18 protein-coding genes are annotated in these 21,075 nt (G+C 48.0%); 8 read left to right on the top strand and 10 right to left on the bottom strand.

From position 1 onward, the window contains the following. The first annotated feature begins 22 nt into the window (after nucleotides 1-22). The 6 genes from bioB to ZMTM_RS10765 all read left to right on the top strand — a co-directional run bounded on the left by bioB (nucleotide 23) and on the right by ZMTM_RS10765 (nucleotide 6,662). Nucleotides 23-1,021: a biotin synthase BioB gene (gene bioB / locus ZMTM_RS10790; RefSeq protein ID WP_221763853.1), complete on the top strand. Its 999-nt coding sequence runs from the start codon at nucleotides 23-25 to the stop codon at nucleotides 1,019-1,021. A gap of 10 nt (nucleotides 1,022-1,031) precedes the next feature. Then, complete coding sequence (bioF, locus tag ZMTM_RS10785; RefSeq protein WP_221763852.1) at nucleotides 1,032-2,207, top strand: 8-amino-7-oxononanoate synthase; 1,176 nt, start codon at nucleotides 1,032-1,034, stop codon at nucleotides 2,205-2,207. Next, the gene (gene bioH / locus ZMTM_RS10780; RefSeq protein ID WP_221763851.1) at nucleotides 2,204-3,019 is read left to right on the top strand and encodes a pimeloyl-ACP methyl ester esterase BioH; all 816 of its coding nucleotides are present in this window, start codon (nucleotides 2,204-2,206) and stop codon (nucleotides 3,017-3,019) included. Before bioF ends, bioH begins: the two co-directional genes overlap by 4 nt. 10 nt (nucleotides 3,020-3,029) lie before the next feature. Continuing rightward, the gene (bioC, locus tag ZMTM_RS10775; protein ID WP_221763850.1) at nucleotides 3,030-3,935 is read left to right on the top strand and encodes a malonyl-ACP O-methyltransferase BioC; all 906 of its coding nucleotides are present in this window, start codon (nucleotides 3,030-3,032) and stop codon (nucleotides 3,933-3,935) included. Between the two features lie 19 nt (nucleotides 3,936-3,954). Continuing rightward, on the top strand, nucleotides 3,955-4,629 hold the full coding sequence (gene bioD / locus ZMTM_RS10770) for a dethiobiotin synthase (protein ID WP_221763849.1): 675 nt from the start codon (nucleotides 3,955-3,957) through the stop codon (nucleotides 4,627-4,629). 98 nt (nucleotides 4,630-4,727) lie between these two features. Further along, the gene (locus tag ZMTM_RS10765; protein ID WP_225907015.1) at nucleotides 4,728-6,662 is read left to right on the top strand and encodes a putative bifunctional diguanylate cyclase/phosphodiesterase; all 1,935 of its coding nucleotides are present in this window, start codon (nucleotides 4,728-4,730) and stop codon (nucleotides 6,660-6,662) included. A gap of 5 nt (nucleotides 6,663-6,667) precedes the next feature. On the opposite strand, the gene nadD is transcribed toward ZMTM_RS10765, so the two are convergent. From nadD to ZMTM_RS10715, 10 genes are all read right to left on the bottom strand, one after another. Beyond that, nucleotides 6,668-7,318, bottom strand: a complete 651-nt coding sequence (gene nadD, locus ZMTM_RS10760) for a nicotinate-nucleotide adenylyltransferase (RefSeq protein WP_221763848.1) — start codon at nucleotides 7,316-7,318, stop codon at nucleotides 6,668-6,670. A 3-nt stretch (nucleotides 7,319-7,321) separates the two neighbouring features. Next, nucleotides 7,322-8,578: a glutamate-5-semialdehyde dehydrogenase gene (locus ZMTM_RS10755; RefSeq protein WP_221765693.1), complete on the bottom strand. Its 1,257-nt coding sequence runs from the start codon at nucleotides 8,576-8,578 to the stop codon at nucleotides 7,322-7,324. 40 nt (nucleotides 8,579-8,618) lie between these two features. Further along, complete coding sequence (holA, locus tag ZMTM_RS10750) at nucleotides 8,619-9,644, bottom strand: DNA polymerase III subunit delta (RefSeq protein ID WP_221763847.1); 1,026 nt, start codon at nucleotides 9,642-9,644, stop codon at nucleotides 8,619-8,621. Between the two features lie 21 nt (nucleotides 9,645-9,665). Next, a complete protein-coding gene (locus ZMTM_RS10745) occupies nucleotides 9,666-10,187 on the bottom strand; it encodes an LPS-assembly lipoprotein LptE (RefSeq protein WP_225907014.1) in 522 nt (173 codons plus the stop codon). A gap of 5 nt (nucleotides 10,188-10,192) precedes the next feature. Then, nucleotides 10,193-12,745, bottom strand: a complete 2,553-nt coding sequence (gene leuS / locus ZMTM_RS10740) for a leucine--tRNA ligase (protein WP_221763846.1) — start codon at nucleotides 12,743-12,745, stop codon at nucleotides 10,193-10,195. A 149-nt stretch (nucleotides 12,746-12,894) separates the two neighbouring features. Continuing rightward, entirely contained in the window at nucleotides 12,895-13,548 is a 654-nt protein-coding gene (gene adk / locus ZMTM_RS10735; protein WP_221763845.1) for an adenylate kinase, read from the bottom strand. A 37-nt stretch (nucleotides 13,549-13,585) separates the two neighbouring features. Continuing rightward, nucleotides 13,586-14,350, bottom strand: a complete 765-nt coding sequence (rsmA, locus tag ZMTM_RS10730) for a 16S rRNA (adenine(1518)-N(6)/adenine(1519)-N(6))-dimethyltransferase RsmA (RefSeq protein ID WP_221763844.1) — start codon at nucleotides 14,348-14,350, stop codon at nucleotides 13,586-13,588. After that, a complete protein-coding gene (gene pdxA / locus ZMTM_RS10725; RefSeq protein ID WP_221763843.1) occupies nucleotides 14,347-15,351 on the bottom strand; it encodes a 4-hydroxythreonine-4-phosphate dehydrogenase PdxA in 1,005 nt (334 codons plus the stop codon). Before pdxA ends, rsmA begins: the two co-directional genes overlap by 4 nt. A gap of 21 nt (nucleotides 15,352-15,372) precedes the next feature. Continuing rightward, on the bottom strand, nucleotides 15,373-16,683 hold the full coding sequence (locus ZMTM_RS10720; RefSeq protein ID WP_221763842.1) for a peptidylprolyl isomerase: 1,311 nt from the start codon (nucleotides 16,681-16,683) through the stop codon (nucleotides 15,373-15,375). Nucleotides 16,684-16,688: 5 nt separating this feature from the next. Then, nucleotides 16,689-19,094, bottom strand: coding sequence for an LPS-assembly protein LptD (locus ZMTM_RS10715; RefSeq protein WP_225907013.1), 2,406 nt, complete (start codon nucleotides 19,092-19,094; stop codon nucleotides 16,689-16,691). Nucleotides 19,095-19,308: 214 nt separating this feature from the next. Here ZMTM_RS10715 and ZMTM_RS10710 point away from each other — a divergent pair, with 214 nt between their 5' ends. Both ZMTM_RS10710 and murU read left to right on the top strand, forming a co-directional pair. Further along, nucleotides 19,309-20,349: an aminoglycoside phosphotransferase family protein gene (locus ZMTM_RS10710; RefSeq protein ID WP_221763841.1), complete on the top strand. Its 1,041-nt coding sequence runs from the start codon at nucleotides 19,309-19,311 to the stop codon at nucleotides 20,347-20,349. Beyond that, on the top strand, nucleotides 20,350-21,057 hold the full coding sequence (gene murU, locus ZMTM_RS10705; RefSeq protein ID WP_221763840.1) for an N-acetylmuramate alpha-1-phosphate uridylyltransferase MurU: 708 nt from the start codon (nucleotides 20,350-20,352) through the stop codon (nucleotides 21,055-21,057). Nucleotides 21,058-21,075: the final 18 nt, after the last annotated feature.

The raw sequence follows: 21,075 nt of genomic DNA, 5'->3' as shown, positions 1-21,075 counted from the left end.
TACCTATACTCAAGGAAAAACGATGCTTGAAACCGTGATTGATACCAGCGCGATAGTTAAAAACAACCAGATGCAAAAACCTGAAATAGAACAACGTTGGAGCGTGGCTGAGATTGTTGCTTTGTTTGAGTTGCCATTCAGCGATTTGATTCATCGCGCGCAAACGGTACATCGCGAAAACTTTGACCCAAATGCTGTGCAAGTAAGCACCTTGCTCTCTATCAAAACTGGCGGTTGTTCCGAAGATTGCGGTTACTGTCCGCAGGCCGCTCGCTACCATACGGAAGTTGAGAACGAAGATTTAATGGCGCTGGAGGATGTGGTTGCCGCAGCACGTGCCGCGAAAGAAAGTGGCGCTAGCCGCTTCTGTATGGGCGCTGCATGGCGCGGCCCGAAACAGCGCGACCTTGACCCAGTGCTCAAGATGATTGCCGAAGTAAAGGCGATGGGTCTGGAAACATGCGCTACTCTGGGTATGTTGAAAGATGGCCAAGCCGAACAGCTGAAAGATGCTGGCCTTGATTACTACAACCATAACTTGGATACCGCGCCTGAATTCTATGGTGATGTGATTACCACCCGCACTTATCAAGATCGTCTCGATACGCTTGATCGTGTGCGCGATGCTGACATCAACGTTTGCTGCGGCGGCATTATCGGCATGGGCGAATCTCGTAACCAGCGCGCAGGTTTGTTGGCGCAGTTGGCTAACATGGAGCGCCCACCAGAAAGCGTGCCGATCAACCTGTTGACGCAAGTTGAAGGCACTCCGCTGCATGGCACTGAAGAGTTGGAGCTATTTGAGTTCGTGCGCACCATTGCAGCGGCACGAATCACCATGCCTAAGAGCTATGTCCGCCTTTCTGCGGGTCGCCAGAGCATGCACGAAGGCATACAGGCGCTGTGCTTTATTGCTGGCGCCAATTCGATTTTTTACGGTGAAAAGCTGCTGACCACTGGCAATCCAGAAGCTGAAACTGATAAAAAATTGTTCGCCAAACTGGGCATACACCCCGCTTAATTCCACGCCAGTGTCAGATAAACTATTTGCCAGCCTGCAGGCCGAACTCGATGAACGCGCTTCGGCTGGACTAACTCGCCGTCGTCGCCTGTTGCAAACCGCACAAACCGCGCATATTCAGTGTGACGACCAGGCCGTTATTTCATTTTGCAGCAATGATTATCTTGGCCTGGCGAATCATCCAGACTTGATTGAAGCATGGCAGCGAGGTGCGGCGGAGGCTGGTGTCGGCAGCGGCGCGTCACACCTCATCACTGGCCATCACGCTCAGCATGAAGCGCTTGAGCTTGCACTTGCCGCGTTTGTTGGCTTGCCTAAAGCCTTGTTGTTTTCTACTGGCTATATGGCCAATATCGGTGTGGTCACTGCTCTGATGGGGCGCGGTGATGCGGTGTTTGCCGACAAGCTCAACCATGCTTGTCTCAATGATGCAGCCTTACTCAGCCGTGCAGAGTTACACCGTTATCCGCACAATGATTTGGCAGCGCTAGAAGGCATGCTAAAAACCAGCCATGCGCCGCGCAAAATGATATTAGCCGATGCAGTATTCAGTATGGATGGTGACCTTGTCCCCGCGCCTGAACTACTTGCTCTATGCGAAAAATATGACGCATTGCTGTTGCTGGATGATGCGCATGGATTCGGCGTGCTGGGCGCAAAGGGTGCTGGACTACTTGAGCATTTCGATCTCAAATCACCACGCATTATTTACATGGCAACGCTAGGCAAAGCTGCAGGTGTGTTTGGCGCATTTGTCGCGGCAGATGCGGTAGTGATTGATTATTTGGTACAACATGCTCGCACCTACATATACACCTCGGCTACCCCGCCTGCGATCGCTACTACCTTGCGGGCCTCGCTTAAAGTGATTGAGCAGGATTATGGCAGACGCGCCCATTTGCATCGTTTAATTAGCTTGTTGAAATCTGGTTTGCAATTAAAACGCTGGCAACTTGCACCATCCATCACAGCGATACAGCCCCTCATGGTGGGCAGTAATCATGATGCTTTAGCGTTAAGTGAGTATTTGCTCACCAAGGGTTTATTGGTGCCAGCGATACGTCCGCCTACCGTGCCAAAAGACACGGCAAGGCTCAGGATTTCACTTTCGGCTGCGCACAGCGAAGAGGATGTGAGGCAGCTGATTGCTGCCCTGCACCAGGCTGAAAAGGAGTTACCAGCATGAGCCTGTATGTAGAAAAATTTCCAGCAGATGCGAATCAAGCAGCCACCAATAACAAGCAGAATCTGGTGCTCATTCATGGCTGGGGTATGCATGGTGGAGTGTGGCACCCCATCATCAAAAAGCTTGAGCCACATTTCAATCTGCATATTATCGATTTGCCGGGTATGGGTTTTAGTCCGCCTATTGAGCCTAATCATTTGCAGGCCGTGGCGGAGAAAGTGGCTGAAATGCTGCCTGCCAATGCTGATATCTGTGGCTGGTCGCTTGGCGGGCTGGTTGCCATGTCTATTGCATTGTTGCAGCCCGATATGGTGCGCCGATTGGTGCTGGTTTCTACCACACCACGCTTTGTGAATAGTGAAGATTGGCAAGATGGTATTGATGGCCGAGTATTTCGTCATTTTGCCGATGATGTGAGCAACGATTATCAAGCCACCTTGCTCAAATTCTTAACCCTGCAATGCATGCGTTCAGAAGATGCCAGAGCAACCATCAAGCAGCTGCGTGCCAGTTTTGAAGAGCGGCCAGTGCCAACCATGAGCGCATTGCAAAAAGCCCTGAATATATTGCTCGATAATGATTTGCGCACAGAAGTGGAAAACATCAGAAGGCCGACCTTGCTGATTCATGGCGACAAAGACACGCTAGCCCCCGTGCAAGCAGCACACTGGATGGCGCAACATTTGCCATTCGGACGTTTACGCGTGATTGCAGGTGCTTCACATGCGCCGTTTTTGTCGCATGCTGACCAGTTTGTTGAAACGCTCGTGCAGTTTCTCGAGCCAGCACCAGCAATCAAGTTGAATACCTAGTTAGAATCAGATGAAACCAAGCATCACACCAGCAATAGAACAAGACGTTTACCAGATTGATAAAGCGCGGGTACGTGCTTCGTTTGACCGTGCGGCGCAAACTTACGATGCCGCTGCCGTGCTGCAAACTGAAGTGCGCGAGCGTATGTTCAGTCGGCTGGATTTAATCAAAATTAATCCAGAGATTATCTTGGATGCAGGTTGTGGTACTGGGCACGCCAGCCTTGAGCTAGGCAAGCGCTATAGCAAAAGTCAGGTGATTTCGCTGGATATTGCAACCAGTATGCTGAAAAAGACGGCAGCACAATACTCAACGGTGCTGCGTTTACTTGGCATGGTCAAGCAGCAAGCAGTCTGCGCAGACATCGAACAACTGCCTATCGCAGACCAGAGCCTGGATATGATCTGGTCTAATCTGGCCGTGCAATGGTGCAATGACCTTGATCTTGCATTTACCGAGAGCCATCGCGTGTTAAAGCCAGGCGGTCTTTTCATGTTCAGTACCTTTGGTCCTGATACTTTGAAAGAGCTACGCCAGGCTTCAAATGTGGATGCTGATTACATTCATGTCAGTCGTTTTATTGATATGCACGACATTGGCGATGCGCTTATGCGTGCTGGTTACACAGCGCCTGTGCTGGATGTTGAGCGGTTTGAGCTCACTTACGATGATGTGATGGGCGTGATGCGCGACCTCAAGGCGATCGGCGCGCATAACTCGGCTCAAGGCCGCAGACGTGGCTTGCAGGGTCGTGGGTTTTTACAGAAATTGACGCAAGCTTACGAACAATTCCGGCAAGCTAGCGGTAAATTGCCAGCGACTTTTGAAGTGGTCTATGCCCATGCATGGAAACCCGAACCCAAGCTACATTTCGATGATGGCGTTGCGCCAATCACCTTTCGTCCACGTAGTTAATCCGCATTAGCCACCATTCATGAAGCAAGCTTATTTTGTGACGGGCACCGATACGGGGGTTGGCAAAACCCTGATTGCCAGCGCGCTGGTGTATCAGTTTGCACAGCAGGATTTAAAATCCCTTGGCATGAAACCCATCGCGGCTGGCTGTGAACTGGTCGATGGTAACTTTGTGAATGAAGATGTGACCCAACTGATTGCCGCTAGCAATGTGCAGGCACCAGTCAAGCTGGTTAACCCTTATGCTTTTGCTCCGCCAATTGCCCCGCACATTGCGGCTCAACAAGCTGGAGCGACTATTTCCCTTGATGTGATTGCCGATGCTTTTATGCAATTAAGCGCGCTAGCCGATGTGGTGATTGTGGAAGGCGCAGGCGGTTTCTGTGTGCCATTAGACGACCATGCCACGATGGCCGATTTAGCGGTCAAGCTCAATATCCCCGTTATCTTGGTGGTAGGTATGCGGCTCGGGTGTATCAACCATGCCTTGTTGACGGTTGAAGCTATACAGTCGCGGGGCTTGAAACTGGCTGGCTGGGTCGCTAACCAGCTAGACCCTGATATGCCTGTGTTTGAAGAAAATATCGCCACTCTAAAGTTACAAATAAAATCACCGTATTTGGGTATGGTTCCGTGGAGCCCACAGCCACTTCACCAGAATACTCCAGCGTTAATAAGCAAACTGCCAATTTGAATAGACCCCTAAAGCTAGTTCTTTAGCTTTGCTTAAATTCTAATTTTGCACTGTAAAATAGACGCAGTAGTTCTATCAATCAGCAAAAGGTCGTTGCAGTGAAAAGTCTCCTTAGCAAAAAACTCGCAAAAATAGACGTCATGGTTTTTCGGGTTGTGCTGATCTATCTTGTTTTTGGCATGGGCTGGATATTTTTCAGCGATTCAATACTCGCAATCATTATTCCCGACCCTAAGAAATTTACTGAGTACAGCATATTCAAGGGCTGGGCTTTCATTGGGTTTACCGCGATATTGCTGTTCTTCCTGATGCGTAAAACATTTAATCAACACGCAGTGTTTCAGAGTTCCCTGCAAACGAGTGAAGAGCGCTGGAAATTTGCACTGGAAGGCTCCGGCGATGGTGTATGGGATTGGGATCTTGAAACCAACCAGGTGTTTCGTTCAGCTAGATGGCGTGAGATATATGGCTATGACGAGAATGATTTAGAGCCAACGCCGCAGGCCGGTCGTCAGCTGATGCATCCAGATGATCTTGAGCAGGCAGTGAAAGAGATTGAAGATTATCTCCAGGGCCGGACTGAGGTTTACCATTCTGAGTTCAGGCTCAAATGTAAAGATGGTAGCTGGAAATGGACATTAAGCCGTGGCAAGGTTTTCAGGGACCCTTTGACAGGCAAGGCCGTACGCAAAATCGGCATTCATACCGACATTAGTTCGCGCAAACAAACCGAAGCCGAAATTGTGCGTTTAGCCCATTACGATCCGGTGACTGGTTTGCCCAATCGGGTTTTATTCATAGATCGGCTTAATCAAGCGATTAAAAAGAGTAACCGTGCGCATCAAACAGTCACGGTATTGTTTCTTGATCTTGATAAATTCAAAGAAGTGAACGATACGCTTGGGCATGACAAAGGGGATTTGTTACTCAAAGAAGCCGCACAGCGCTTGCTTGGTAGCGTGCGAGAAATGGATACCGTTGCCAGATTAGGCGGGGATGAATTTACGGTGATCTTAAACGATTCAGAAAGTGAAAAAGTCACTGAACGTATTGCGCAAAACATACTGGAAACGCTGGCGGAGCCTTTTGAGATAGACGGCGAATCGGTGTATATCACCGCCAGTATTGGTATCAGTATTTACCCAGATGATGGCATTGCTATTGAAGCCTTGCTCAAAAGCGCAGACCAAGCCATGTATGCGGCAAAAGAAATAGGCGGCAATTGCTACCACTACTTTACCCAAGGGATGCAAGCCGATGCATTGAAGCGCAAGCAACTCATTACTGATTTACGCCAGGCGACTAAAGACAACCAGTTCGAGGTGTTTTACCAACCTATTGTCGCACTTGCGTCTAATCGGATTTATAAAGCCGAGGCTTTGATTCGCTGGCATCACCCTGAACGTGGTGTGGTGAGCCCTCTTGAATTTATTTCAGTGGCGGAAGACACAGGCCTGATTAACGAAATCGGCGATTGGGTTTTTAAGCAAACAGCAAACCAGGTTTTAAGCTGGAGAGCATTTGAGCCTGATTTTCAGATCAGTGTGAACAAATCTCCAGTGCAATTTAGAAGCGCCAACCAGAGCTGTGTTACCTGGGCAGCGTACCTAGGCTCATTGGGGCTGAACGGCTCAAGTATTATCGTGGAAATTACTGAAGGCTTATTACTAGACGCCAGAGATGTGGTGGTAGAACAACTGGAAGTATTCCGCAATGCAGGCATAGAAATAGCCATTGATGATTTTGGTACGGGTTATTCATCACTCGCATATTTGAGGAAATTCAGCATTGATTACGTAAAAATTGATCGATCATTTACTTCCAATATCAAGCCTGGCTCAAGTGACATGGCCTTGTGTGAGGCCATTATCGTGATGGCGCATAAGCTGGGTATGAAAGTCATTGCCGAGGGCATTGAGACCATCGCGCAGAGAGATTTATTACTCGAAGCAGGTTGCGATTACGGCCAAGGCTATTGGTTTTCTAAGCCTCTTCCAGCCAGGCAATTCGAGGCAATGTTTTTCTCGGGCTGATTGCTTTAGATGTATAGCTGGTTGGACTGGATATAGCTAATAACAGGCTCAGGCATCAAATAACGCAGGCTTCTGCCATGCTTGATGTCTTCACGAATGGCAGTCGCGGAAATATCCAGCGCAGTGATGGGCTGCATGGTGATATGCCCTGACGGCGTCAAACTCAAATCTTCTATATGCTCAGAATAATGGTTGTGCAACACCGCCTGCAACTCTTCGGGCAGCGCTTCTTGTATATTGGTGTGTGGTCGTTGTACCAAGACGATATGGCATACATTCAATAACTCATTCCATCGATGCCATGTATTGAGCTTGATGAAAGCATCGCTACCCAACAGCAGGCAGATCGACACTTCATCACCTAATTCGGCCCTCAAACTATGCAGGGTGTCAATGCTGTAAGACGCTCCTTCTCTCTCCAGCTCTCTTAAATCCAGCTTGAATTGAGGATTATCAGCAATCGCCAGATTGACCATTGCTGTACGGTGCTTAGCAGAGACAGTAGTCTGTGTCTTGTGTGGCGGCGTGGCTGAGGGAATAAAGTGCACGCGACTTAATGCGAGCAAATCAGAGATTTCTTGCGCCATGCGCAAATGACCAAAGTGGATGGGGTCGAACGTGCCCCCCATCATGCCAATCAATACTCTTTCAGCCATGTATTAAGCGCGTACTTGCCCGTCACCCAATACGATGTATTTGAGTGAAGTCAGGCCATCTAGCCCTACAGGTCCACGTGCATGCAGCTTGTCTGTAGAGATACCGATTTCAGCGCCCAAGCCATATTCAAAGCCATCGGCAAAGCGGGTAGAGGCATTCACAATCACTGAGCTGGAGTCTACTTCACGCAAGAATTTGCGTGCATGGGTATAGTTCTCGGTGACAATCGCTTCGGTGTGTTGCGAGGAGTATTGGTTGATGTGCGTAATCGCTTCATCCACATCAGCGACGACTTTTACAGAGATGATCGCATCCAGGTATTCGGTGTAATGATCTTCTTCGGTGGCAGGTTTAGCCTCAGGCAGAATCACTTGAGTTTCCGCACAACCACGAATCTCAATCCCGTTTTTAGTGAGCATGGCAGCGAGAGTTGGTAATACTTCTGCAGCAACAGAGCGCGCTACCAAGAGTGATTCGGCCGTGTTGCAAGTGCCTAGTCTTTGTGCCTTGGAGTTCTCAAGAATACGCACTGCTTTGGCAAAATCAGCATCTTCATCTACATACACATGGCAATTGCCATCCAGATGCTTGATGACAGGGATAGTGGCCTCTTTTGAAACACGCTCAATCAGGCTCTTGCCGCCGCGTGGCACGATGACATCGACATATTGTTTGAGCGTAATGAGCTCGCCAACTGCAGCGCGGTCTGTGGTTTCAACTACTTGTACGGCCGAGCTTGGCAATCCAGCAGCGCTCAGGCCTTCATGGACAATTTTCGCCAGCGCACGGTTACATTGAATGGCTTCTGAACCACCACGAAGAATGGTCGCATTACCAGATTTGATACATAGCCCGGCGGCATCTACCGTCACATTTGGGCGTGCTTCGTAGATAATGCCGATGACACCCAAAGGCACGCGCATCTTGCCGACCTGAATGCCGCTTGGGCGGTATTTCATGTCACTGATCTCGCCGATTGGATCTGCTAATGCCGCGATTTGCTCAAGGCCTTCTGCCATGGTGGCGATGGATTTCTCAGTGAGTGTCAGACGGTCTAGCATGGCTGCTTCTAGCCCATTAGCACGTGCGGCTTCCATGTCAGCTTTGTTGGCAGCAAGCAGCTCAGCTTTGTCACGACGGATTGCTTGGGCGATTGTGGTCAACGCCAAGTTTTTGGTGACAGTGTCTGCACGTGCCATTAGGCGAGAAGCTGCTCTAGCTTCTTTGCCCATGTTCTGCATGTATGCTTTGATATCCATCATGATTCCCGAAATGCTCTATTAATTTCTTGAGTAACTGTTAATGACTGCGTTTTTGCGCGCCAACTTTTGCCAAGCCGAAACACAGGCGCGAAATCTCAAGCCATGCATTGCCGCGTAACAGGCCTTTGGCGGTTTTATCGATCTCGGCCAGTTTCAGTTGTGCAGCTTGCAATTGGCGTAAACTCAATCGTGTAAGTGCACGGCGTACTAGCGTTTGCCTATCGCCATAAATGCGGGCTTGCTGCATCGCATTCGCCACATTTTCGCCACGGGCTTCCGCCTGCTTCACTCGCACTAAAGGTCGAATCACCCATAGTAGCGGGTTCATCACCGCCACCGGCTGTGCACCTTCCTCTTGTAAACCTTGCAGTATTCGTACAGTGCGGTCAACATCGCCAGCTAGCACGGCTTCGCCAAGCTGGAACGCGTCATAGCGTGATACATTAAGTACGGCTTCATGCACTGATTGCGCGCTTAGCTCGCCCTCTGGGAACAGCAAGCCCAGTTTTTGTATTTCTTGATGGGCGGCAAGCAGATTACCTTCTACCTGATGCGCAAGAAACTCCAGTGTTTCATCGTCAGTCTGTTGACCTTGCTGCGCCAAGCGTTTCGCAATCCATTGCGGTAACTGGTTGGCCTCTACTTCTTGCAATGTGAGGGTCACAGCGGTTGATTCAAGGGCAGAAAACCATGCACTATTTTTACCATCGCGATCCAGGGTTGGTAGAATCACGACTACCGTCGTATCAGGTATCGCTTTATCGGCTACCGCTTGTAGTGCCTTGCTGCCTTCAGTGCCCGGCTTGCCAGATGGAATGCTGATTTCCAGCAAACGCTGGCTGGCAAATAAAGACAGCGACTGGCTATACTCTTTTAAGCTTTCCCATTTAAAACTGCGCTCTACAATCAGGCTGGTGCGTTCTTCAAAGCCTTGTTTATGCGCAGCGGCGCGAATCGCATCCAGACTCTCACCCTGCGCAAGCGGTTCGTCACCTACCAGCACATAAAGCGGTTGTAAGCCGCCTTCTAAATGTTTAAGCAGTTGTTGTGGTTGCAAACGCATTGCATGTTCCGCTGAATGGATTTATTGCGAAACTGCTGATTTAGGTTTTTGTACGATGAGGCGGCGTAATAGCTCATTGACTACATCTTTACGCATATCATCATAAAGAGCACCTTCTTCAGATTGTTTCGCTAGCAATTGCGTATCATCGTAGGTGTAGTCACGACGCGCTTCAAGCGTTTGCATTGGGCCCCATAGCTCGTTAATAGGGTCGCGCAGGCGAAAATTCAGCCGATAGTATATTTCAAACTCGCGAACCAGACCGCCACCGCTCAGAGACAGAATCTTCTTTTGGGTCGATTCATCCATCAGTTCCAGCATCAGTTCTGCTTTTTCTGGATTATTGACGATGGTCACCCCATTGACCGCTAGCGTTTTCTTCAGGCTTTTAGAAATGCTGAGGGAGTTATTTTTGATATATAGCGTATGAAAGGCCAGGTCTGCCATGCCGCGCATCTGGAAGCCGCATGCAGCAAGCGTCAATGCAAAAATTGCAATCCATAAATGGGTGAATCTAAGGTGGTTAAATTTAAGCATATGCATACGTGTTATCCCACGACGACGTTAATGAGTTTGTTCGGCACTACAATGATTTTACGCACAGTTGCGCCATCTTCCAGATATTTTTGCACGCAAGGCTGGATAACTACCTGCTTCTCAATCTCGGCTTTCTCCGTTGTGCGGCTCACAGTGAGGCTGCCACGCAGTTTGCCGTTTACTTGTATGACTAATTCGATTTCATCTTGTACCAATGCAGACGCATCTACACTCGGCCAGCTAGCATCCAGAATACTGCTGCCTGGTTTAAGCTCTGTCCATAGCGCCTCGCTGATATGCGGCACAATTGGCGATAACAATAACACAGCAGCTTCCAATGACTCTTGACGCAATGCACGGGTTTGCGGGTCGTTGCTTTCAATTTTAGCGAGTGCATTCATCAGTTCCATTACCGAGGCGATCGCGGTGTTGAAAGAGTGGCGCCGTGCGTAATCGTCAGTGATTTTTTCTATGGTCTGGTGCAATTGGCGGCGCAAGGTTTTAAGCTCGGCGTTTAATTCGCCGACTATGCTGCTGCTGACCAAGCCTTGCTCAACATGCTCAAACACGGCTTTCCATAAGCGTCTCAAGAAGCGGTGCGCACCTTCAACACCAGCATCTGACCATTCCAGGCTTTGCTCTGGTGGTGCAGCGAACATCATAAATAAACGTGAGGTATCAGCACCATATTGATCGATCAGCGCTTGCGGATCGACTGTATTGCCCTTGGACTTACTCATCTTGGCGCCATCCTTCAGCACCATGCCTTGGGTCAGCAGATTGGTGAATGGCTCATCATTCTTCAGCAACCCCGCATCACGCATCAACTTGTTGAAAAAGCGCGCATACAACAGATGCAAGATCGCATGCTCAATGCCGCCTACATATTGATCCACTGGCAACCAGTAATTGGCACGTTCATCCACCATGGCTGTATCGCAGTCATAGCTGGCGTAGCGGGCAAAGTACCATGACGACTCAAAGAAGGTGTCCAGCGTATCAGTTTCGCGAGTGGCTTTGCCACCACAGGTTGGGCAAGTGGTTTCGTAAAATGATGGGTCTTTCTTGATTGGCGAACCAACACCATCCATCACTACATCTTCGGGTAGCACGACTGGTAATCGATCTGCTGGCACAGGCACTTCGCCACAGCTTGTGCAGTGAATGATAGGGATAGGGCAGCCCCAATAGCGTTGACGTGAGATACCCCAATCGCGTAGGCGATATTGGGTGCGCCGTTTGCCCAGATTTTTTGCGTTTAATACTGCAGCGATTGCGGAAGATGCAGCATCAAAATCTAAGCCGTTAAACTCGCCAGAGTTAATGCACACTCCATGATCTGAAAATTCTTCATTCCATAATGCCCAAGCTAATACTTCACCATTTTCTTTATTAGTTATTAGAGGGTAGTTTTTTTTGGTTTTACCATCTTGCTCGAATAAACCAACTGTATCTAATTCAGCCCCTTTCCACCTGCTTGAAGAAATAACAGCTTTGAATGGTAAGTGATATTTCTTTGCAAACGCATAGTCTCTCTCATCATGCGCTGGCACCGCCATCACAGCGCCCTCGCCATAGCCCATCAGCACATAGTTGGCGACCCAAACTGGTAGTTGTTCGCCATTGAGTGGATGCGTCACAAATGACCCTGTATCCATGCCTTTTTTCTCAGCAGTAGCTACATCGGCTTCTGCCACGCTGCCGCGTTTGCACTCGGCGATAAATTCTTGCAGGGCTGGGTTATTTTGCGCAGCTTGCGTAGCTAGTGGGTGCTCTGCTGCAACAGCCACATAAGTTGCACCCATTAGGGTATCTGGGCGTGTGGTGTAAACCTTTAAGTTGCCTTCGCCCCCAACAATCGGGAACTCGACTTCGCAGCCAAAGCTTTTGCCTATCCAGTTGCGCTGCATGGTTTTGACTTGCTCAGGCCAGCCGTCCAGCTTATCGAGGTCGCTCAATAACTCATCGGCATAGGCCGTGATTTTCATGAAGTATTGCGGTATGTCACGCTTTTCAATCACTGCGCCAGAGCGCCAGCCACGACCATCAATCACTTGCTCGTTGGCCAGCACGGTTTGGTCAACAGGATCCCAGTTTACTGTTGAGGTTTTTTTGTAGATCAGGCCTTTTTTAAAGAGCTCGGTGAATAGCCATTGTTCCCAGCGATAGTATTCTGGTTTGCAGGTGGCAATCTCGCGATCCCAATCTACAGCCAAGCCCAACTGCTTGAGCTGGGTTTTCATGTGCTCGATGTTACTGTATGTCCAGGCTGCAGGCGCGGTTTCATTCTTGATAGCAGCGTTTTCAGCAGGCAAACCAAAGGCATCCCAACCCATAGGTTGCATCACATTATAGCCACGCATGCGATGAAAACGGCTCAGTACGTCGCCGATGGTGTAGTTGCGTACATGCCCCATGTGCAGCTTGCCAGAAGGGTAGGGAAACATCGACAAACAGTAGTATTTGGGTTTGTCTGAAACTTCACTCGCGGCGAATGTTTTGTTGGTTTCCCAGAAGGTTTGCGCGGTTTTTTCTATTTCGCGAAATGGATACTGCTGCTGCATGACGAATGGCGCTTTTGTAATGATTTATAAAGGTAAAATTATACCTTGAAGCGGCAAGCCATGTTGAGCGCATGCTGGAAAAACATAGGCATGAGTACTAAAACAGAAAAGCCCGCAATGCGGGCTTTTTCGAAGTAAGTAAGCAGTGATTATTTTAATTGAGCAAAGATATTGTCGCGTATCTTTTCCATGTCGCCCAAACCATTCACTTTCACATATTTAGGCGCGCTGCCAATACCAGAGTTCGCCCAATTGGAGTAGTAGCCAACCAGCTGTTTGGTTTGTTCGTGGTACACCTGTAAACGCTTCTGCACGGTTTCTTCTTTATCGTCTTCACGCTGTACCAAGTCTTCACCTGTGATGTCATCTTTGCCCGTTACTTTTGGTGGATTGAATTTAACGTGATAGGTGCGGCCAGAAGCAGGGTGTGAGCGGCGGCCGCTCATGCGCTCTACGATTGCTTCATCAGGAACATCAATTTCCACCACGTAATCAATGCCAACACCAGCTTGTTTCATGGCTTCAGCCTGTGGAATGGTGCGCGGAAAGCCATCAAACAAAAAGCCTGCTTGGCAGTCAGCATCTTTGATGCGTTCTTTGACTAAGCCGATAATCACTTCATCGGGTACTAAACCACCTGCATCCATGAATTTCTTGGCTTCTAGGCCAAGTTGCGTACCTGCTTTTACCGCAGCGCGCAGCATATCGCCCGTTGAAATCTGGGGGATGTTGTACTTTTCTTTGATGTGGGTGGCTTGGGTGCCTTTACCAGCGCCTGGAGCGCCTAATAAGATGATTCTCATATCGAGTGTTTTGTGTGAAATAAAAACGCAAATTATATCAGGCTAAATGGTTGGCGATGGCAACGAATTGCGCCACGGATATATTCTCGGCACGCAATTGTGAGTCTATGGCAAGTGTGGCAAAGCCTTCATCGTCCAGCAGCCCTTTGAGTGTATTGCGCAAGGTTTTGCGACGTTGACCAAACGCATTGACCACGATTTTTGCGAATAAGGCTTCGTCCTTTGCTACGTATGGCAGGGTGCTATGTGGCACGGCTCTTACAAATGCCGATTCTACTTTTGGTGCTGGGTCAAAAGCCTCTGGCGGTACGGTGAATAGATAATCCATCTGAAGCCTATATTGCAGCATCACGGATAGCCTGCCATAAGCGGCTGTGGATGGTGCTGCTACCATGCGTTCAACTACTTCTTTTTGCAGCATGAAGTGCATGTCGATGATATTGGCTACATTATCAAGCAGGTGAAACAGGATGGGCGTTGATATGTTGTAGGGCAGGTTGCCAACCACTCGAATAGCTTCACCCAGCTTGGAAAAATCAAACTTCAGTGCATCCGACTCATGAATCGTGAGGCTGCCTGCTTTATAGTGATTTTGCATCCAGGCAATAATGTCACGGTCTATCTCGACTACATGCAAGTGCGGCATTTTTTTAGTGAGCGGCTGGGTGAGCGCGCCTAAACCAGGGCCGATTTCAACCAGAATATCTTGGGCTTTCGGGTCTATCGCTTCAACCAAGCTGTGAATAATGCTCTGGTCAGTAAGGAAGTTTTGGCCGAAGCGTTTTTTGGCGATGTGTTTCATTGAGTTGATTGTCTTTGAGCGAGTTCGATTGCTAAATCAATCGCAGCTAAAAGGCTGCCGATTTCGATATTGCCTTTGCCCGCTAAATCTAGCGCAGTGCCATGATCAACTGAAGTGCGAATAATGGGCAAGCCAAGCGTAACATTGACGCCGCCGCCAAAGCTTGCATATTTGAGTACAGGCAAGCCTTGGTCGTGATACATGGCTAATACGCAATCTGCATTGGCAAGGTGATGTGGCGTGAAGAGCGTATCGGCGGGTAATGGGCCTATCAGTTGCATGTTCTCAGCTCGTAACCTCTCAAGTACTGGCGTGATGGTTTCGATTTCTTCATAGCCTAGATAACCACTCTCACCAGCGTGAGGATTAAGCCCTGCAACAAGAATCTTCGGAGTTTTGATGCCGAAGCGAGTGACCAAGTCATGGTGCAAAATGCGGATGGTATTTTCCAGACTTTCTTGAGTAATCGCAGCGCTCACCGCATTGAGTGGCAGGTGCGTAGTGGTAAGCGCCACGCGCATGCCGCCGCCAACTAGCATCATCACCACTTGAGATGTGTCGGTGTATTCGGCCAGAAACTCGGTGTGGCCTGTAAATGCGATGCCTGCATCATTGATGACACCCTTGTGTACTGGGGCTGTGACCATGGCATCAAACTCATGATTCACACAGCCATCAATCGCCGTAGTCAGGGTTTTTAATACATAAGTGCTATTGACTGGATTGAGTTCTCCAGCAGAAACGGCCGCTGATGCTGGCTGGTGCAATACATACAATTGACCATTACCTGCATGTTGCGGGATGCTATCACCATGCTTGAAATCTTGAATTTGCAAGCTTAAGCTCAGCATCGTGGCTCGGTTCTTCAATGCATTGTGATCGGCAATCACGACGATGCTCGCTGGTATAGCTTTCCACGCCAGCATGGCACACAAATCCAGGCCTATGCCTGCGGGCTCACCAGCAGTGACGACGATACGAGGATGATTTTGAGCGCTCAAGGCACGAGTCTATAGCGGCGACTAGTATTTATCTTCTAGCCGAATTTCAACAAAGGCGCGGTCACGCAGTTCACGTACCCAGTCCTGATAGGCTTCATCTGCTTTGCGTGTACGGATTTCCTGACGCGCTTTGAGGCGTGCGGATTCTTTGGACATATCTTGATTGCGGCGCTCTAGCACTTGAATAATATGCCAGCCGAACGGTGTGCGTATCGGTTGGCTGATTTCATTATCTTTCAACTCATTCATGGCTTTTTCAAATTCAGGCACGGTATCCCCTGGGTTCAGCCAGCCGAGATCACCACCATTTGAGGCAGAGCCATCTTCAGAGTATTGGCGTGCCAAGTCGGCAAAATTACCACCATTATCCAGCCGTTCTTTAATATCATCCATGCGGTGTTTAGCATCACTTTCAGAGACGACTTCGCTGAGCTTAATCAGTATATGGCGTGCATGCGTTTGCTGGATGACGGTTGGCGATGACCCACCGCGGCGATTGGTGAGCTTGAGGATGTGAAAGCCATTCGGACTGCGTAATATTGGGGTTAATTGCCCCGGTTGCAATTGTTTCAGCGCGTCAGTAAATAGTGCAGGAATCTGACCACTGTTTTTCCAACCTAAGGCACCACCTTCCAATGCATTGGGAGCATCTGAGAAGCTAGCAGATACCTGAGAAAATGGAGTGCCCGTTTGCAATTGCTTGAGCGCTTGTTCAGCTTTGGTACGTAATCTTTGTAAATCCTCAGGGCTGCTGTCTTCACGTGTACGAATTAGGATATGCGAGATTTCGTACTCATCCTTAGCCTCATTATTTTGCGATGATTGTGTGGTGAAATAATTGTCGATTTCAGCTTCAGTAATATTGATTTTGTTATCTACTTCGCGCTCACGCAGTCTTGCCAGGATGATTTCGTTACGAATATCCTCGCGGAATTTGCGATAGCCGATACCCTCAGCGGCAAGCGCTTGGCGGAAGTCAGGCACGCTCATTTTGTTTTGGTCAGCGATCCGCTCAACAGTTTTATCCAGTTGTGCATCATCCACGCGCAATCCAGTCTGTGCAGCGTATTGCAGCTGTAGGCGGTCATTGATTAGACGTTCAAGAATCTGCTTCTGTAATACAGCCTGGGGCGGCAGTGGGTTGCCTTGTTTTTCAAGCTGAGTGGTCACAATACGAATGCGGTCATTCAGCTCATTCTCAGTAATCACACCCTGATCAACCACCGCCACAATGCGGTCAATTTTGGATTCTTCTGCATGGAGTGCGGTTGAGAAAGTGATTGCCAAAAATGCAGCATATAGAAAGCGTGTAGCTAAGAATTTGGGGGACATAATACTCAATAAGTGGGTTGCTGAACGGAATTGGGAATCAAGCTGCTATTGGTATAGCCAGGAATGCTGCGGTTAAGCAGGGAGAGTGGGTCAGAGCCGATGGAAGTTAAACCACCTAATTCAAGCTGAACGAAAATCGCGTAGTTGGCATTGGCTGTTGCAGTTGACACACGTTGGAATACACCACGGGCTACCCAACAACCTGCATCATATTCAAGCCCAGCCAAGCCTTCAATCGGCTGAGTTTCCTTAAATGAATAATTGTAGCGTGCCAAGCCATACCAGTTTGGAGTCAATGGCCATTGTCCAGAAACATTGATTTGATCAAGGAAATTTTCTGTATAGCGATAGCTTAGATTCAATGTTTTACCAGGTTCAGGGCTGTAGCGTGTGCCAATGTTGGATTTAACCGCCTTGCCAGTATCCGTGTTGAATTGCCATGCGGCATCTACGCTCCATTTGCTCAAAAGTTTAGCGGTGAGTGCGGCCACAATATCAGATGAGTTACCAGAGCGAACTGGTGTGCCAGGGATAAATACTTTCTGATCGTCAAAGTAAAAGCGTTGTCCTAAGGATGCTGCCAAACGCTGCTCCCCCGTTTTATTGTCAATCATACGGGTCGTCACTGCTAAACTCAGTTGATTGGCATTATTTATTCGATCATTGCCGATGAACTGATTTTCACGAAACAACGAACCCATGTTTAAGTCTGAGTCTGATGAGTCAAACACGGGCAGCATAGATTGATCTTTGTATGGAATATATACGTAGAAAAGTCTTGGTTCTAAAGTCTGCGTGTATGAATTGTTCACAACCCTCGCATTGCGGTCAAAAAAGAGACCGCTATCAAGCGTGAAGGTTGGAATGCTCTGGCTGGTTGACTCATAGTTTCCTGCGGTCGTTACTCCACTCGCGTCAGTCACTGAATAAGCACTATTATTTAAACTGTAACTTGAGTAACGCACGCCTAATTTAGGCGTGATATAGCCGTAAGGTTGTGCCATCGGCAGACTGATGCTTGGATAAGCCACAAATCGATTTCCAGTTACCGCTGTGCTGATAGATGCCCCACTGGGTGTAAGCGTGGTGAGCGGTGCGCTAGAATTTCGATTAAAGCTGACCCATTGTGAGTAGACGTTACTACTCAGTAAGCCGAAGTCATCATTTCTGGTAAGCGTTAGCTGAGGTAGGCGTTCATATGGAAAAGATACACCGTCAAGTGTCTGGTACTTTTGCACTAGAGCGTTAAAATTCCAGGCATCATCTACATAACTTAATGAGCCTTGTTGCGGTAAGTTCACAACACTAGTCGCTGTAATCCGTGTGCTTAAATCTGAGAAATATTGATTATCAGATACTTTTTCTACGCTAAATCCGCCAGACCAGCCATTACCAAAGTTTTGGGTATGTTTGAGTTTTGCGTAGTAGCGAGCTTTGCCTGTGGTGTCGTCGTTATCTAAATATTCAATATTATCAATACCAGAGTATGTCTCTGTGACATAGCGTAGCTCACCTTGGTATTGTAGGCCCCGACGGCTTAGGTAGCGCGTTGCCAACGTGGCATCCATGTTGGGAGCAATATTCCAATAAAACGGAGTAAGCACTTCAAATCCGCTTTTACTGGTCGTGCCAACTGTCGGAGTTAGCAAGCCACTTTTTCTTTGATTTAAGAAAGAGAAGTCAATCCATGGTGTGTAAAGGATAGGTACACCTTGGAACTCAACAACAGCATTACGTGCAGTTGCTGTTTTGGTGTAATTATCAATGACCAGATCGCTAGACTTAATGTACCAATCGTCTGAATTGGCATCGCAAGTGGTGTAGCGTGAATGCTTGAATCGCTTCTTATCTTCGCCCTCAAGCAAGATGACTCTTGCATCACCGCGTGCTCCATTCTGCTGCTTGGACGCAGAGGGTAATGGCTGATCATTTGAAGGGCTACTGAGTTGTTGTGTTGCACCTACCAAACTCGCACTTTGATCAATTGCTAAATTAGAGCTCTTGGCAGAGGGGAGTGCTAGGGCCTTATTCATGCTAAATTTGGCATCATCAATACGGCCTGTGCTTTCTTCAAGCTGCATGCGTAATTCAGGGCCAGTTACACTGCCACCGCTAGTGATTAGGCGCACATTGCCAATGGCATGCAATTCTTTATTTTCAATATCGTACTCAATGGTATCGCCGTAAATATCCTGTTTTTGCTGATGCAATACTGCATTGCCGATGGATTTGAATTTACGATTCATCTGTATCTGTAATTGGTCACCTTCGATGACCACGCTATCTGGACTAGTCTCTGCGTCAACGATAGGCTTGATAGCCTCTGTTGTATCGGATGTTTGTTCTGCATATGCCGAGCCATAAGCAGTGAAAATAAGGCATATAGCTAATGTGGTTGAGTGAATTTTCACGGTGAGTATTTTTATGCAGACTTTAAAGTGTGGGGCGTGTTTCTTTATGGATGATAAAATCGCATAATTTCGTGGTTTAGGCAATCCATAAATTCAGGTGTTTTCGGCTTTGGCATTGAATTATAAGTGAAATAATTTTGTGCTCTTTGAATTTAATGGAATCGTTTTTTAGATTTACATCGTAATGATTGGTTAGGGACGACGCGTGGTGAAAATGGAAGCAGATAAATTAGCACAACAAGTCAGTGATGCAATTGTGACAGATAGCAGAATTCAGTATTTGCATGTATGGCTGGCTGGCGTTTTGGGCGGCCGTGATTATAGCTTTGCAACAGCATCTGCTGATGCGAGCTTTCGTCGCTATTTCCGAATCGGGCACAATGACCAAACCATTATTGCTATGGATGCGCCGCCACCCCAAGAAAACTGCGCGCTTTTTGTACATGCTGCTGAAGTGTTTCTAGCTGCTGGCCTAAATGTGCCTAAAGTGATTGCGCAAGACTTAGACCAAGGTTTTTTATTATTGAGCGATTTGGGCAACACGACCTACCTGAGCGCACTCAATGATGAAAGCGCCCCAGAGCTATATTCAGATGCAAGCGCCGCACTCATTCAATTACAACTTGCGAGCCGTGAAGACGCATTCCCTGATTATGATGAAGAATTGCTAAGTCGTGAAATGCAATTATTCCCTGACTGGTATATTTTAAAGTATCTGGGGCTCACTTTGAATGAAAAACAAGCTGCTGTTTTGAGCAATACTTTTGCCCTACTCAATAAAAATATTCTCTCACAGGGACAAGTCTTCGTTCACCGTGATTACCATGCGCGCAACCTCATGGTCTGTGAGCAGAACCCAGGCATTCTCGATTTTCAGGATGCGGTCTATGGTGCGATCACCTATGATCTAGTGTCATTGCTTAAAGATGCTTATATCGCCTGGGAAGAGCCACAAGTGCTGGATTGGACGATACGTTATTGGCAATCCGCACAAAAGGCAGGTCTTCCTGTGCCTAATGATTTTGGTGATTTTTACCGTGATTTTGAATGGATGGGCGCACAGCGTCATATCAAGGTGCTTGGAATATTCGCGCGTTTGTATCATCGTGATGGCAAGGATGCTTATCTCAAAGATATGCCATTGGTGATGGAGTATCTACGCCGAGTCTGCGCAAGATATGTGGAGTTGAGGCCTATGCTGAGACTGCTGGATGAGCTGCAAGGCCAGTCTCCACAGGTTGGATATACGTTCTAAATGAAAGCGATGATACTTGCTGCAGGCCGTGGCGAACGCATGCGGCCTTTGACTGACCATACACCTAAGCCACTATTGAAGGTTGGCGGTAAGTCTTTGATCGTCTGGCATTTGGAGCGCTTGGCTAAGGCTGGATTCAGCGAGGTCATCATTAATCACGCATATTTGGGGCAACAGATCGAAGCTGCACTTGGTAACGGTGATCAGTGGGGGCTGTCTATTCATTACAGCCCAGAAACTTCAGCGCTAGAAACGGCTGGCGGTATTGCTCAAGCATTACCCTTGTTAGGCGACCTACCTTTTCTGGTCGTGAATGGCGATATTTTTACTGAAATAGATTTCTTTAAATTAACCGATGCTTTGAATCCAGAAAATGGGGCGTATTCAAATCTAGCTCACTTGATCATGGTAGATAATCCACCACAGCATCCAGATGGCGACTTTGCTTACCTGGATGGAAAATTATTGGTAGAAGGTCAGCCCAAACTGACGTTCTCAGGTGTCGGTGTTTATCATCCCGATTTGTTTCAGAATGTCATACGTGGAGAGGCCGCCAAATTAGCGCCTATATTGAAAGAAGCGATTGCTAAGGGTTTGGTGACAGCGGAACATTACCAAGGTGTGTGGCATGATATCGGTACGCCTGAGCGCTTAGCCGAATTAGATACGCGACTGAACCTAATGAACAGTTTGCATACAAATCAATAGTGACTTTAGTTTGAAATG

Source organism: Methyloradius palustris (genome assembly GCF_019703875.1).
Taxonomy (GTDB): domain Bacteria; phylum Pseudomonadota; class Gammaproteobacteria; order Burkholderiales; family Methylophilaceae; genus Methyloradius; species Methyloradius palustris.
The sequence above is the reverse complement of the archived record's forward strand: the minus strand, read 5'-3'. Positions and strand labels throughout refer to the sequence as shown.

What these genes read in the sequence shown, in the direction of transcription:
- bioH (WP_221763851.1), top strand. Translation starts at nt 2,204, where the DNA reads ATGAGCCTGTATGTAGAAAAATTTCCAGCAGATGCGAATCAAGCAGCC.
- ZMTM_RS10755 (WP_221765693.1), bottom strand. Translation starts at nt 8,578, where the DNA reads ATGGATATCAAAGCATACATGCAGAACATGGGCAAAGAAGCTAGAGCA.
- nadD (WP_221763848.1), bottom strand. Translation starts at nt 7,318, where the DNA reads ATGGCTGAAAGAGTATTGATTGGCATGATGGGGGGCACGTTCGACCCC.
- holA (WP_221763847.1), bottom strand. Translation starts at nt 9,644, where the DNA reads ATGCGTTTGCAACCACAACAACTGCTTAAACATTTAGAAGGCGGCTTA.
- rsmA (WP_221763844.1), bottom strand. Translation starts at nt 14,350, where the DNA reads ATGAAACACATCGCCAAAAAACGCTTCGGCCAAAACTTCCTTACTGAC.
- bioC (WP_221763850.1), top strand. Translation starts at nt 3,030, where the DNA reads ATGAAACCAAGCATCACACCAGCAATAGAACAAGACGTTTACCAGATT.
- ZMTM_RS10745 (WP_225907014.1), bottom strand. Translation starts at nt 10,187, where the DNA reads ATGCATATGCTTAAATTTAACCACCTTAGATTCACCCATTTATGGATT.
- ZMTM_RS10710 (WP_221763841.1), top strand. Translation starts at nt 19,309, where the DNA reads ATGGAAGCAGATAAATTAGCACAACAAGTCAGTGATGCAATTGTGACA.
- bioB (WP_221763853.1), top strand. Translation starts at nt 23, where the DNA reads ATGCTTGAAACCGTGATTGATACCAGCGCGATAGTTAAAAACAACCAG.
- bioD (WP_221763849.1), top strand. Translation starts at nt 3,955, where the DNA reads ATGAAGCAAGCTTATTTTGTGACGGGCACCGATACGGGGGTTGGCAAA.
- murU (WP_221763840.1), top strand. Translation starts at nt 20,350, where the DNA reads ATGAAAGCGATGATACTTGCTGCAGGCCGTGGCGAACGCATGCGGCCT.
- leuS (WP_221763846.1), bottom strand. Translation starts at nt 12,745, where the DNA reads ATGCAGCAGCAGTATCCATTTCGCGAAATAGAAAAAACCGCGCAAACC.
- ZMTM_RS10720 (WP_221763842.1), bottom strand. Translation starts at nt 16,683, where the DNA reads ATGTCCCCCAAATTCTTAGCTACACGCTTTCTATATGCTGCATTTTTG.
- adk (WP_221763845.1), bottom strand. Translation starts at nt 13,548, where the DNA reads ATGAGAATCATCTTATTAGGCGCTCCAGGCGCTGGTAAAGGCACCCAA.